The sequence below is a fragment of the Novosphingobium sp. 32-60-15 genome (assembly GCF_002280675.1).
In the GTDB taxonomy this organism is placed as follows: Bacteria; Pseudomonadota; Alphaproteobacteria; order Sphingomonadales; family Sphingomonadaceae; genus Novosphingobium.
In genome coordinates this window covers 1-13,425 of sequence record NZ_NCEN01000044.1, presented here as the reverse complement: position 1 = coordinate 13,425, position 13,425 = coordinate 1, and the positions used below count along the sequence as shown (strand labels likewise).

General features: G+C 63.7%; 11 protein-coding genes and 1 pseudogene. 2 read left to right on the top strand and 10 right to left on the bottom strand.

What is annotated here, in order from left to right; genetic code table 11:
* A pseudogene (locus B7Y89_RS17495) lies at positions 1-247 on the bottom strand (hypothetical protein); the annotation flags it as partial.
* Positions 237-743: a hypothetical protein gene (locus B7Y89_RS17490; protein WP_292940648.1), complete on the bottom strand. Its 507-nt coding sequence runs from the start codon at positions 741-743 to the stop codon at positions 237-239. The pseudogene B7Y89_RS17495 and the gene B7Y89_RS17490, both read right to left, overlap by 11 nt.
* Before the next feature lie 359 nt (positions 744-1,102).
* Between B7Y89_RS17490 and B7Y89_RS17485 the strand changes: the two genes are divergently transcribed.
* Positions 1,103-1,414 (top strand): hypothetical protein, encoded by a 312-nt coding sequence (locus tag B7Y89_RS17485; RefSeq protein WP_292940645.1) that lies wholly within the window; start codon positions 1,103-1,105, stop codon positions 1,412-1,414.
* Positions 1,415-1,544: 130 nt separating this feature from the next.
* Here the strand turns inward: B7Y89_RS17485 and B7Y89_RS17480 are convergent, their stop codons facing one another.
* The gene (locus B7Y89_RS17480) at positions 1,545-2,060 is read right to left on the bottom strand and encodes a DUF3768 domain-containing protein (protein WP_366416462.1); all 516 of its coding nucleotides are present in this window, start codon (positions 2,058-2,060) and stop codon (positions 1,545-1,547) included.
* A 19-nt stretch (positions 2,061-2,079) separates the two neighbouring features.
* Positions 2,080-2,724, bottom strand: a complete 645-nt coding sequence (locus tag B7Y89_RS17475; RefSeq protein ID WP_292940651.1) for a hypothetical protein — start codon at positions 2,722-2,724, stop codon at positions 2,080-2,082.
* An 802-nt stretch (positions 2,725-3,526) separates the two neighbouring features.
* On the opposite strand from B7Y89_RS17475, the gene B7Y89_RS17470 reads away from it, so the two are divergent.
* The gene (locus tag B7Y89_RS17470; RefSeq protein ID WP_292940642.1) at positions 3,527-4,015 is read left to right on the top strand and encodes a hypothetical protein; all 489 of its coding nucleotides are present in this window, start codon (positions 3,527-3,529) and stop codon (positions 4,013-4,015) included.
* Between the two features lie 15 nt (positions 4,016-4,030).
* Here B7Y89_RS17470 and B7Y89_RS17465 read toward each other — a convergent pair whose 3' ends face one another.
* The 6 genes from B7Y89_RS17465 to B7Y89_RS17440 all read right to left on the bottom strand — a co-directional run bounded on the left by B7Y89_RS17465 (position 4,031) and on the right by B7Y89_RS17440 (position 13,283).
* Positions 4,031-4,549: a thermonuclease family protein gene (locus B7Y89_RS17465; RefSeq protein ID WP_292940639.1), complete on the bottom strand. Its 519-nt coding sequence runs from the start codon at positions 4,547-4,549 to the stop codon at positions 4,031-4,033.
* A 239-nt stretch (positions 4,550-4,788) separates the two neighbouring features.
* Positions 4,789-5,397, bottom strand: coding sequence for a hypothetical protein (locus B7Y89_RS17460; protein ID WP_292940636.1), 609 nt, complete (start codon positions 5,395-5,397; stop codon positions 4,789-4,791).
* 27 nt (positions 5,398-5,424) lie between these two features.
* A complete protein-coding gene (locus B7Y89_RS17455; RefSeq protein WP_292940633.1) occupies positions 5,425-5,742 on the bottom strand; it encodes a hypothetical protein in 318 nt (105 codons plus the stop codon).
* A gap of 11 nt (positions 5,743-5,753) precedes the next feature.
* A complete protein-coding gene (locus B7Y89_RS17450; RefSeq protein WP_292940630.1) occupies positions 5,754-6,707 on the bottom strand; it encodes a zincin-like metallopeptidase domain-containing protein in 954 nt (317 codons plus the stop codon).
* A 130-nt stretch (positions 6,708-6,837) separates the two neighbouring features.
* Positions 6,838-8,949, bottom strand: coding sequence for a ParB/RepB/Spo0J family partition protein (locus B7Y89_RS17445; protein WP_292940627.1), 2,112 nt, complete (start codon positions 8,947-8,949; stop codon positions 6,838-6,840).
* Between the two features lie 110 nt (positions 8,950-9,059).
* Positions 9,060-13,283, bottom strand: a complete 4,224-nt coding sequence (locus B7Y89_RS17440; RefSeq protein WP_292940624.1) for a strawberry notch family protein — start codon at positions 13,281-13,283, stop codon at positions 9,060-9,062.
* Positions 13,284-13,425: the final 142 nt, after the last annotated feature.

The following is a 13,425-nucleotide window of genomic DNA, read 5'->3' as shown; positions in this document are numbered from 1 at the left end:
CGAGATCGAGATACGGATAGGCCGCGTCCGGAAAGAGGTCGAGCAGGCCATCGAACGGACTGAGGTCGGTCCGCGGGAACTTCGCGGCGAAATCGTCGCCGATCGTGGCATAGTGCGCTTCAAGCGCATCGAGACCAACGGCGGGATCGCCGATCAACGCGATAGCGTCGACGACCCGGCGGAGAAGATCGGCCTCGGCGGCGGTGACGACGAGCGTGAACGCGGCCTTGGTATAGCTATTCGACATGGTCTGCTCCCTTCGCGCGCGACATGGTGGTGCTGGCCGTGGCACTCTGGTCGTCGCCCTCGACGGCCAGCGGGGGAATGGCGAAATCGGCGGCGTCGAAGTGCGCGAGCACCGCCTCCAGCGAGCCGAGTTGCACAATCGTGCCACGCGCGATGACAACCTCGTCGTCTTCGGTCACGACGTAGGAGGCCAATGTTCCGTCGCCGCGATAGATCACACGCTCCGGCCCCCATTGTCCGGCATACCCACCCGACCATCTCGCAAAGGGAAGCCGGTTCTGGACGCACCAGCTTTCGAGCGCGTCGAAGCAACCACCGGCGACTTCGTGCGCATAAAGATTGAGCGGCGCCCCCATGGAGCGATGATCCGTCTGGAAGGGCTCGCCATCCCATTCAGTCGCGAGGCCTTCTGCAAGGATGTGCTCAACGAGCTCGGCGTAAGTCGCGAGAGAGAGCGACCCGCCGATTGTTATCGACGCGGAAACACGGTCTGCCATAACGGCTCCTTGATCATCGGTGCCTTGGGGCACGTGGGTGTGAGCAGCGCCGGCTGGGCCGGCGACGCGGAGAAATCGAAACAAGATTTGAAGCGGTCGTCAGCGCCGCGATCAGTGGCGCGAAGCGATCAGAGGCCGATCAGTGGATCGAGCCGAAGCGCGACCGCTTGGCCTCGGCCTGTTGGGTCCCATCCTTGATGCCGATCGTCGCGCGCATATCTGCGTCGAGCGTATCGGCCAGGTCGGTGGGCACCGTGACATGAGGCGCGACGATCGCGATCGCGGCCTCGGGCGTGAGCAGCTCGCCGGGGGCCGTGCCGAACCAGATCAGGGCCTCGCCCNTCGGTGGGCACCGTGACATGAGGCGCGACGATCGCGATCGCGGCCTCGGGCGTGAGCAGCTCGCCGGGGGCCGTGCCGAACCAGATCAGGGCCTCGCCCTCACCGGGCTCATCTTCGGTCCGGAAGAAAACCTGGGCGAAAAACGTCTGGAGCGGGCGGTCCCAGCCAACCGTCGCGCGGACCACGTGCGGTTGGTCGGCCTTGGGTTGAAGGTCATGCCTGCTCATTGCGTCGTTCTCCGGATCCTGTGTTGTACGTGCCGCGCGGCGCCTTCGGCGCTGCTGATCGCTTTGCCGGCCGCGGAGGCTGCCTGGGGCGCTCCAGCCTGACGGAGAAGAGTACGGGCTTCGCGCAAACGCTCAACCGCAATCGCAATTGCCTGTCCCTGCGCGGGGCTGGCCGGTGTGATCCGCCGCATGGTTTGTCTCCGGATGGATTAGGAGCGAGAAAAGACGCGTGTCAGTCGTCGCTGGGAAGCATGATGGTCATAACCCGCGTCGTCGCGGCGGCGTCGGCAGGGTCTTCCGAGCCCCATTCGAGCGACGGGTCATAATAGTCGATCCTGAAGCGGACGGTCGTCTCGCCGACGGCGAACTCGCCGCGCGCGCGCTCCGGACCGTCCTCCGAGGTGAAAACGTAGCGCCGAATGGCGCCAAGGACCTTGCTCTGGGCGAGAGTCTCGCTCACGATCCGGTCATCGCCCGCAAGGGTGGCCAGGCAGGTAGCCGTAATGACGATACGCGCATTGCTATCGAGCCCGAGTCGGACGCGGTCGTTCAGCTTGGCGATGCGAGAGATGGGATCGGTCATGCTTAGCTCCGTCAGGCCGGCGTTGAAGATTTCGAGCCACTCTTCCATCGCCGGACGCCCGCTCACCGGCACGATGGCCGCGGTATCCTGGAAGCGCATCAGGTCGAGCGGTGGCTCGCGGCGAACGGCACCGATGATTTCCGAGCCGATGGCGAGTTCGGGCATTCCATGGCAATTCTCGCGATCAGGCGAAAAGGCGCGCCGGCTGGCCGACGGGTGCGGTCAGGCGCAATTCGCTGCGAAGGCGTTCGGCGAAGCGATCAGGCGCCAGTAGCTCATTGATCGAGGCCCAGCGGTTTCGCTCGCCGCAGTGGTCATCACGCCCCCGCACGCGGCGAAACAGGACTTCGTGGTCTGGACCCATGCAGCTGAGCGATAGCTGTACCCAGATCTCTTCACCGTGGAGCGTTATTTCGCCCGAGATCGCCGGACCGGCCTTGTTCGAGCGGATGTCGAAGCTGCCCTCGTCCATCTCCAGGGCCTCGGCGAGGCGGCGCATGGCCGCGCGACCTTCGGCATGGAAGGTTCGCTTGGCCGCCTCGTCATAGCTGACGCCGCGATAGGCGAGCGTGCGCAAGACGGGATGCCGCCGGATCTCGGCGATCTGGTCGATGCAAGTCCGACGCAGGGTCCTGCCGTCGTCGGCACTTGCGCAGACCGTCCCCAAATGCCGCGCGAGGAGGATCACGGCTGGGTCCGTTTCGCTATCCTTGCCGGCATTGCGGCAATCGGTGATTGCGGCATTGATCGCGTGCAGGGTCGCGGCGATCGTGATCAGTGCGCTGGGATCGAGCGCCTGCTGGTGGCGCATGGCAACATCGTAATGCATGGGGTGGGCCTCCGGTCTCGAGCGCAAATCCGCTCGCACGGTCCCCTCGATGCCCGGGCTTTTTGCCCGGAGCGCGGCGACAAGTGCAGCGGCGGGCCGGCCCCTCAGAGGATAGGTGAAGACCTCGCCGTCCTCGATCGTGACGACGTTGGTTCGCATGCGCCGTCGCAGCAGTGCCAGGTGCTCGGACTGGTCCATCAGAGACGCGATCTCGTGTTCAAGATCCGGCTCAAACGTCATGTCGTGGAACGAGCGTATCGGTCGATTGGCGCGGAGCCAGTTGTTGACCTCGGCCTCGGTAATCGCGCCGGCCTGACGATAGTCGTCGGCGGCGCCATGGCCTCGATTGCTGGCGTGGAACGCCAACGCGCCGTTGATCCAGATCTCGGCGGTGTAACAGGGTGTCTCTTCCGAGAGCGCCTTCATGATCCTGAGCTTGCGCAGTTCGATCAACATGTCTTAATCTCCTCATTGGGACGCAGCGCCGCGGTCGCGAGAGGCCGACGGCCAGGCCCTGGCCCAATCGAGCGGGCTATATGGCCGGCGTAGACGCCGCAGGCTGCCCAGTAGGCCGCGACCGGCGGCTTGCGACTGCGCCAGCTTTTTTCGGCGCGCAGGCGAGCATCGCGCTGGATGTCGAGCAGAATGTCCTGAAGCGCGAGGCGCGCCTCTGGACTAGGACCCTCGTTGAGATGCGGGAGTCCTACGATGAAGTCGATCGGCATGGTGGACCTCATGGTGTGTTGAGCGGCTTGACCGTCACACGCGTTCACGTTACGTTCCAACGCGCTGGAGACTTGCGATGAAGAAGACCGTTTTTCACGATCGATTTGATTTCGACATCACGCTCCGAGACGCCGCCCTGGATGCCGACAATCGGCCGACACGTCGCATGATCGCGAACGCCGCCATCGGCATGGACGTCGAGGACGCCTATTATTCGGTTCGTGAGCTTCGCGAGGCGATCGCCTGGACGCACGAAGGCGACGTGGCGGCCAAGCGAAAGCTGACCGCGATACTCGCCAATGACGGCGCGGATGATTTCCAGCGCTGTATCTATTTCTGTCTGGCGGGTCGTGGCGTGGTCGACATGCTCGATGATCTCGAATGGCTAGAGGATCTGCTGGAGCGTCGTGGACGTGTGGCGGGCGAAGTTCGACGGATGAAGGGCCGGTGCATGCCGCTCGCCAAGCCCTATGTGGCGGACGCTCCGGATGGGCCGCTGGTCAAGCTCGACGCCGAGTTTGAGCAGGGTCCTTCCTGGTGGGCCGATCCATCACTCACGGCCTGAGATCAGCCGGGCGGGTCAACGGGATCGGCGCTCGCACTGCAGGCGCTCACCTCGCCGCCACTTGACAGGCTCGATCCAGCGCCCTGCCAGAGCCCCTGCCCTGTCTAGCTTGGCTCGGGAGAAAGCAGCGGCATATCGCGCTGCACGCGGGGGATCGCCGCCAAGATATTGGGCCTCGGGAATGGCGAGACCCGCCCGTATCAGCCGCTCGCCGAGATCGACGCCGTCCACGGTCACGGTGGCGACTGGACGGCCGTGGGTGCTTGTGGTTGTCAGTTTGATATCGGCCGTGCTCGAACGAAGAAGTTTCGCGGCCAGATCCTGGGCTGCTTTACCGCACTCCCAGCAATTGCCGCGACGTTCGCACAGCTGCCTGCTTTCGAAGGCGTCGACGCCTAGGAGGCGGAAATCGACCGCTACAGTGTCGCCGTCGAGCGCGCGCGCCCTCGCGTTGAAGCCTCGATCGGTCGCGACCTGAGAGGAAGCGCCACAGGAGGTAACGGCAAGCACGGCCAGAAGCATCGCTCGGGTCATGAGACGATCTCAACCTCGACACATGCATCGCGCGATGGCGAGGTCGAGACGTGAAACGGCTGCAGCGGGTTCCCTGTTCGGATGATGCTGACCCGGCCAGGTTGCGCATCGAAAAGCCGGGATGCGATGCGGTGCGCGTTCTCACGGCTGCACAGGAGATAACGTTTGGGCGACAGCCAGGGTGCTGGGGCGAACATGTCGAATCCTTTTCGCAGACATCATGGCCTGGGTGCGCGGCCTCAGGCAAATATCGTCTTATGGACTTTGGTCACCGGAACGACCGTCCATTCTCGTTCCATGAAGCGGCTGATCGCGTAACCCAAGCGGGTCTCTGGGTCGCGGAAGCTCAGGCGACGGCCGCGCTTCGCTACGATGAATTCATCTCCGACATGGCCGTCTGTAAAGGTGAGAGCCGAGGCAAGCTTGATGCGGTCGCCGTCTTCGATCTTGCGCGCACGGCGCTCGAGATTGGCGCGACAGCGCCGGCGCCAGTCGAGCGCATGCTCCTTGTCGGTCGAGGTCAGGAGATCGAGGATATGAGCCGGACAATTGTCCTCACATGGGCCCATCGATTCATCCATATCCTTGTAGCCGAAGTGTTCGCCGGTCTTGCTCTTGGGATTCCACATCACCTTGCAGACGATCGCGAACACGTCTCCACCGATGCCGTCGACCATGACCTGGGCGGCGGCGTAATAGGTTCGGTTCTGTGGGCAGGACGAGGCGAGGAGCTTCAACCCTTTGACGACCCCGTCGATGTCGCGGCTGTAGGTGAACTGTGCATCGAGATACGCCTTGGCGGTCGCGTGGCCGCCCATGTGGTAACGCGACATTGTGAGCCAGCCCATTGTTGGTCTCCTGAGGCGGTTTGGGTTTCACCAGTCGTAGGTCGGCAGATCCCCGATCGGCTCGCAGTCGCGATCGAACTGGATCCAGGTCGCGCCAGCGGTTTCCGCCAGTGCGAGGCAGGCGCGGAGCGACGGCGGCATGACATCACGGCTCGGCGATGGCACCCAGACGAACCATCCATAGTCCTGCCAGCGCTCGGCAACGATCTCGCCCTGCCAGATGGAAGGAACATCGCGAGCCGCGATCGGCAGCGGGAACTGTATGAGTGCGTCGAGCTCGTGCGCCGTGCTCTCATCGACATGTGCGGTCGAGAGACAGACGAGCGTGTTGATTTCGAGAGTCATGCTGGCCTCCTTCAAGCTGCTTCGGCAAGAAGCTCAGCAGCCTCGGCCGATGGCTCGGACGGCGATGCCCCGGACGGATCGGCACTGAAGGCCCACATGTAGTTGAACGCCTGCTCGGCCTTGGACGCGGCGTGAATAATGGCGGTCTTGTCCCCGCGCAGTATGCCGAGCCAGTGTCCAACATAACTGGCGTGGCTGTCATGCAGCTCGTTTGGAAGACCCAGATGGGCACAGACGAGCCCACTGCCGATTTCAGCGACCAGTTCCTCAAAACTATAGGCCTTGTCGCCAAAGCGCTTTCCGAAGGTGCGCGCCAGGCGCTTGGTTCCGCCGGTCCAATGGGTAGTCTCGTGCGCACGGACCGAGGCGTAATGATCCATCGTGCGGAAGGTCCGCTGATGCGGCATCTGGATATAGTCGAGAGTCGGCGCGAAATAGGCCTGGTCACCGCCGTGCCGGACATCGGCCGGAATGCGTCCGAAGAAGCCGTCGATCTCGGCCTGATGCGCCGAAGGGTCTATTGGCGCGGGCTCTTCGGCCGTGGGGTAATAATGGGCGGGCAGTCCGTCGATTTGGTCGGCGTTGAACACGATGTAGTGGCGAAGGAAACGGATGCTCCGCTCCTTCTCGGCGCCGGTGACGGGGTTGGCCTCGGTCTTCTTGAAGCTGGAATAATAGACGGACAGAGAGCCGGTTTCGCCGCGGCGAACATTGCCACCCAGCGCTTCGGCCTGGCGGAACGTCATCCAGTAGCGCGACCGATAGCCCTGGGCGTCGCCAATCGCCCAGAGATAAAAAGTGTTGATGCCCGTATAGGGGGTGCCGCAGTGTCGGAGCGGTCGACCACCGCTTCCTTGGACGCGCCAGGGGCGGCTCCATGGCGGGACGCCTTCCTCGAGCTTCTTGATGATGAGATTGGTGATCTCCGCCGCAACGTCGCGGCTCGGCCTCGGTTTTGCAGGCATGACGGTTAGCTCCGGGGAATGGGCGCACAAGGCCGCCGGCGCGCAAGAATCGACGGCCAGGTGCCAAGGATGGGGAGAAGCGATGGACGGGAACCAAGCGGTACGCCGCTGGCCCCCGCCTGCTCGCTGGTCAGGCAGCGGGTTCGAGCACCTCGTCGCCGATTTCGGACGGGTGTGACCCGGCATCTGCGAGCGGCTCGACGGCATCGGACAAACCGTCTTCGCCAAATTCGGTCTCGTCGACCTCAATGACGACATCCTCGGGTTGCCCGTCGAAGAACCGCATTGCGTTTGGCACCCAGGCGAGCGCCGCCTCCTTGACCTCGGTTTCGACGATCGTGTCCCCGGCAAAGAGCTTCTGACAGCTCGCCGAAATCTCGGTCTTCTTGAGCGAGGCGTGCCGACCGCTAAGCGCCGGCCCGCCCACTTCATCGAGCAGGCTGAGGATGCTGCCCTTGTTCACCCGATCGAAGAAGTTCTCCGAGGTCGGGCGCCACCAGCTGGCGACGTCGATTTCCAGGATCGACGCCAGCCGGTTGTGGAGCGGGATCTGCTCGTTGCTGATCCCCGGCTTCGCCTCGAGCGAGATCGCGACGATATAGGCGAGCCAGTTCGCCTTGCTGTCGTCGTCGAGAGCGCGAAAGCCCTCGAAACGCGCAACCTCGCTTTCGGGCTCGGTCCAGCCTGCATCGAGGCCTTCATGAGCTTCGGCGAGATAATCGCGCGCGCGCGACGTCGGCATGTCGCCAGTGTTCGGGTCCTGCGGCCCGCTTGCGCGGATCGTCGTCCCATATTTCGTCGAGCTGTAGGTATAGCGGCTCGACGTCTTGGTCCGGGCATCGACCATCACGAACAGCGCGTAGTCGAGCGCGAGCGCCGGCTGTGCGAGGATGCAGGACGCCAGGATGTCGCGGCGCTGCATCGCCAGTTCGTCGTAGAGGCGCGAGCTCAGCGGCTTGCCGCCAGGCGCCACGGCCTCGGGGCGATGGGTCGGTTCGGACGGTTTCGGGCCGCCGATCCGGAAGCCCCCGGACGAACGCTCGCCGTCCTCGCCTTCGCTGCCTTCGTCGTCAGCGGGCTCCTCGACGAGGATCTGCTGCTCACTGTAATATTGGGTGTCGAGCACCATTTCGCCCTGTGGCGTGAGGAGCAGGAACGCGCCGACATGCGGTTTCAGCTCGTCGGGCAGAACTGGCGCGCGGTTCTCGATTGCTTCGGCCTCCTGGATCAGTCGATCGTCCTCTTGATCGAGCAGCTTGAAGTCCTCTTCGGAAAGGGACTCGTCCTGCATCTCGCCCTCGAGGTCAGAACGCCGCTCGTCGATCTCGGCCAGGCGCAGCGTCTGCTCCTCGGTCAGCTCGGGCTGGCGAAGAATGGCCCGGTAGAGTCCGTGCGCGGCATTGTGGGCATAGTTGCTGGCGATCGGCCGGATCCAAGCAAGTCCGATCTCCTCGCCGACGCGCTTGGCCTCGGCTTCCATGATCTCTCCGGCAAGCCGGTGCGCGATCTCGGGATTGACCCAGCGGTCGTTGCCGTCGGTGAACAGGTCACCATCAATCTTGCCGCCAGCTTCGATGTAACGGGCCTCGCCGACCAGGATCGCAATCGGATCGTTCGCCTTGAGCGTTTCGTTGGCGATGACGCGACGGATCGTGTCGGCGTTGACGAAGCTGTGTTTATAGTTGTTCCAGACCAGCAGCTGCTTCTCCTGGTTTTCAGTCGACGCATAAGCCTTGGCGACGTCGAGCGTGATCTCGCCGGCGCTGAGCGCTTCGAAGATCGGCTCGGCGAGCGCGGCGAGACGCAGCCGTCCTTCCACAAAACGGCGCGTGACCCCGAACCGCTTTGCGACAGCATCGAGATCGCCGCTGGTGCCGATGAAATGCTGGAACGCGCGGCATTCTTCGGCCGGCGTCATTTTGAGCTGCTGGAAGTTGGTCGCAGTCGAGGTTTCGGAGAGCGTCGCCTCGTCCGCCTGAAGCACCATCACAGGCACGTCATAGTCGTCGGCTTTGATCGTGCCGGCTTCGGCGAGGCGCTGCAGAGCGCGGAGGCGCCGACCGCCGTCGAACACTTCGAACGTGCCGCGCGGCTTTTTCGCGGGGGTGACGAGCAGATTCTGCAATACGCCACGCGCCTCGATATCGGCCGCCATCTGCGGGATTTGCAGCTTCTCTTCGGGAAGTCGGCGGACGTTGATCGGGGAAAGCCGCAGCTTGCTGAGCTTGATGGTCTGAATCACGGGGGTAACTCCTTCTGGCGTCCGGCACATTCCGGACACCATCCCCGCTCCCCCTCACCTCTCTCCCAGGGTGGTCACCGGGGTCATTGCCGCAGGCAGCCTTCGGCCGATCAGCCGCCGCCGAGCAGAATGCTATCGAGCGTCTCCGCAGCCGTCGGCACCGGCAGGAAGACCCGCGTGCGATACTGGATCACCTCGGTGAAACAGCCGATCGACTTAAGCCAGGTGAGCTGCTCGGACGGCGCGCCGACCAGTTCGATCCGGGGGTTTCCGTTCACCACGGCACGCCGGATGGTCATTGGAAATGGTCGGGCGAGATCGACTGCGCGGCCAGAGAAGGCAGATTTGACGATGTCTTGCGGTGGCATGTTCTCAGCGCGATCGATGCCGAGCTTTGTAAAGAGCTGGACGACATGCTCGTCGAACACGAGGCGGCCGAGCCAGCTATTGCCCGCATTGTCGGCGATGCGGTTCACGACCAGGTGGTCGCTCGGCAGCGCGGACCAGATCGGTAGCAGAAGTCCGGTGGCAAGACGGACTGTCTCGGTGTCGACTTTGTTCGCCGCGTCCTCGGCTTCCTCGCGCCATTTCGCGGAAAAAGCGGTTCGGTCGATCTGGGTCCATGCGCTTTCGAACAGTTCGTGCTCGCGCATATATTCTCGCCGGGTCGGTCGCATCAGCTCGACGCGCGGAATCGGCGTTCCCTCCTTCTCCTCCATGAGGGCGCGCGCCCGGGTCTGGAGCGCCACCTTTCCGGATTTGGTGTTGATCAGGAATTCGGCCGTCGCGTCGCAGTCGGCTATATGGAGGATCCGCTCCAGCGAGACCGGCACGCGCCGGTGCTCGATCTCGATCGTGAGCAGGTGCGAGGTGGCACCGCTGACGGGGTCGGTACGCAGCAGTGTGTCTTCGATAAGGGACGCCTTGCCAACCAGGATGGTCTCGACACCCACATCCAGCCGCCCGGCTTCGCGCGCTGCGGAAACGCGTGTTTCGACGAGCGAGAGAAACTCGTCGAAGATCTTGTTCTGAAGACCGATCGGCAGAGCCAGAATGCGGTTTAGCCAGCGTTGGATGGGCGGCAATTCATCCTTCATCACCCCATCCTTGTCGCAAAGCTCAAGGCCGGTCCGCTGTTCGAAATCCGCATGGCTGATGCTGGTGAGTTTTCCGCCGACGAGCAGGTGGAACCAGCTCACGAGCGCTGCACACGCATATTCGCTTTCGAGATTATCCGCTGGATCGAACAAATTCTGGCCACCGGTTTGACGTTGGCCCCGCGTAAGTGCGCCCAGGGTGTCAAGCCTCCGGGCAATCGTACTCGTGAAGCGAAGCTCGCCCTTGCAATCTGTCGTGACGGGTCTGAACAACGGGGTGCTGGCCTGGTGCGTTCGATGGGTGCGACCAAGGCCCTGGATCGCGCGGTCAGCGCGCCAGCCCGGTTCGAGCAGCAAGTGAACGCGCTGCTCCTGGTTCACGACGTCTTTGGACGCATGATAGGATCGACCGGTGCCGCCGGCATCCGAGAAGATGAGCATCCGCTTGCGCCCTGCCATGAAGGCAGCGGCCTCGGCCTGGCTTGTCCGGGTGGACCGGGTCTCGAGCTTCTGACGGCCGTCGCCGGTCGAAATCAGCCGTTTGGTGCGGCCCGTCACCTCGGCGACGTGGTCATGCCCGAAGTGCTCGAGAAGGCCGTCAAGGGCCGACATGATGGGGGGCAAGGCGCACAGTTGCTCGATCATGAGATCGCGCGCCGCTTCGGCCTCGGGATTGTAGACCGGGTTACCGGCTTCGTCCTCCATGGGGACGGACCTTGGCGTCCCGGTATCGTCGGTGAAGACGCGCATTTGCCGCGTCGGAAATGCGCGCTCGAGATAATCGATGATATACTCGCGGGGTGAGAGATCAATCTCGAGATCTGCCCGTTCGTCCGGGCTCAGCGCCCCTAGGCGCCGGTCGAGAATCGACTCGGCCGTCGTGACAAGTTGCATCACCACGGATTGCCCGTTCTCCAGATGATGCTGGGCTGCGGCGATCACCGTCGGCAGCTTCATCGACAGGAGGACCTGGCCGAAAAAGCGCTGTTTGGTTGACTCGAACCGCGACCGTGCGGCGGCTTTGGCACCGCTGTTGAGCGTCGCATTCTCCAGGCCATCGACCACCGCGGTCAGCTCGAGCGCCTTCTCCATGTTCTGGTGAATGATCGACCAGGCATCTGCATAGGTGTCGTATATTTCGATCTGGGCCGGCGTCAGCTCATGCTGGAGAATGTCGTACTCTACGCCGGCGAAGCTGAGCGCGCGCGCCATGTACAGACCGGTCGCCTTGAGGTCGCGCGCGACCAGTTCCATCGCAGCGATCCCGCCTTTGCGAATGCTGCTGATGAACTGCTCGCGATCGGCGAAGGCGGTTTCCGGCCCCCAGAGGCCGAGGCGAACCGCGTAGGCGAGGTTGTTGATGTCCGAGGCGCCGGTCGCCGATGCATAGAGAACCCGCGCGTCCGGCAGATAGTTCTGAAGCAGAACGCCGCAGATGCCCTGCTGGGAGCCTTCCTTTGCTCCGAGGGCCCCCTCCCCGCCCGCCACGCCGCCCATCTCATGGGCTTCGTCAAATGCGATGACGCCGGCGAAATCTGCGCCGGCCCAATCGGTGATCTGTTTGAGCCGGCTTTGGTCGCCGCGCAGAGAACGCAGGGTTGGATAGGTCACCAGCAGAACGCCCTGATCGAGCTTGATGGGCTCGTCGATCTTCCAATTCGAAATGGGCTGGATGTCGCCGTTGAGGCCGCCAAGCGCGGTCCAGTCGCGACGCGCGTCTTCGAGTAAGGGCGCATTCTTGGTCACCCAGATGTTGCGGCGACTGCCCCGCAGCCAATTGTCGAGAATGCAGGCTGCAATCTGGCGCCCCTTGCCGGCACCCGTCCCGTCGCCGAGGAAGAAACCCTTGCGGTACGTATCGCCATCTTCGACCAGCGTAAGCCCCACGCCTTCCTTGTTGGGCTTGAACCGGCCGGGAATGGTCTGGGACCAGGCATGGCCGGCATAGACCACGGTCTCGAGCTGCGATGCCGAAAGCAGCCGCTCGGCGACGGTGCGCTCGGGAAGCCTCGGCAGATAGTCGGGGATCGGCGCCGGAATGGAGCCCATTGCCACGGACTCGACCAGCGCGGTCGGATGTTCGCCAGCCTTGTCGAAGACGATGCGGCTCGGCCGATAGGGGAGATAGACACCGGTCTGGTCGAGCAGCGGCGCCGGCGTGTTGAGCTTGGTATAGTCGACCGGCAGCACGTGATTGCGAACGGGTGCATGATACGGACGCGGCTCGGGCCGGTTGCTCTTGACCGCCCGGAACATCGAGACGCCGCTCGAGCGTTTTGGAGCTGCCGCCGGCAGGTCAGCGCGCGCGGGCGCGCGCTCGGGGATGATCAGCACTTCGACCAGTTCGGTGACCGAGGAGCGTTGGATGGTCGCCGGGTGTGCTTTGCCCGGCAACTTGTCGATCACGAAGAGTCGGACTGCGATCGAGGTACCGTGCTTCAGATAGCATTTCTCGAGACGGATCGCCGTCCTGACGGTGACGTCGCGCAGCACGGTCTCGTACTGATCGCGCATCCTGGCGCTCGGTCCAAACCAGTCGGGCATGATCGCGACGAGACGGCCGCCGGGGCGCAGTCGGCGCAGCGCGGCTTGGAGATGACGAACCGCGGCATAGTCGTCAGCCCCTCGACCCAGCGAGCGCGAGAATGGGGGATTCATGATGATGAGCGTTGGGCGCTCGATATCACTGAGGGAGGAGTTGAGGGTGGCGCCGTCATGGCCGGTAACGATGGCGTCCGGGAAGACGTGGGCGAGGCGCCCGCGGCGCGCAGGGTCCAGCTCATTGAGGTGCAGTGTCTGATGGGCGCCAAGCTGCGCGACGAGCAGGCCGTTGCCGGCGCTGGGTTCCAGGATCACGTCGTCTGGCTGAACGTTCGCGAGCAGCACCGCGACGGCGGCGATATCGACCGGGGTTGAGAATTGCTGCCAGTCGATTTGCTCTTCACTACGGACGGTCTGGGTCGGCAGGCGGGTTGCCAGGTCGATGATCGGGCGGACATCCTGAAACGAGGAGAGGACCGGACCCAAAGCGCGGAAATGCAGGGCAAGCGCGTGCTCGAGGACCTCAAAGCTTTCGCGCTGGGTCCACCGGCCATCCGCATCTGATCCACCATAGGCGGCGACCATCGCTTCGTTGAGGTGTCGGCGTGTGATTTTCTCGCCCAAGCTCAATCGCGGGAGGATTTGGCGCGCGGCTTCGCGATCGGCACGATTGGCCGCGTGGAAAAGGTCGGTCATCTGAGGTCTCCTGCGTGGCTGCACCCTCGGCAGCTTCACGCTCTCGACCCCCCTCCCCTTTTCCGTTGCGGGACGGCTAGATCCGGCCTCGCTGAGCGTCCGCGTCCAGGGCCTCGGCCCAATCTTTGAATTTCAGCGGCGG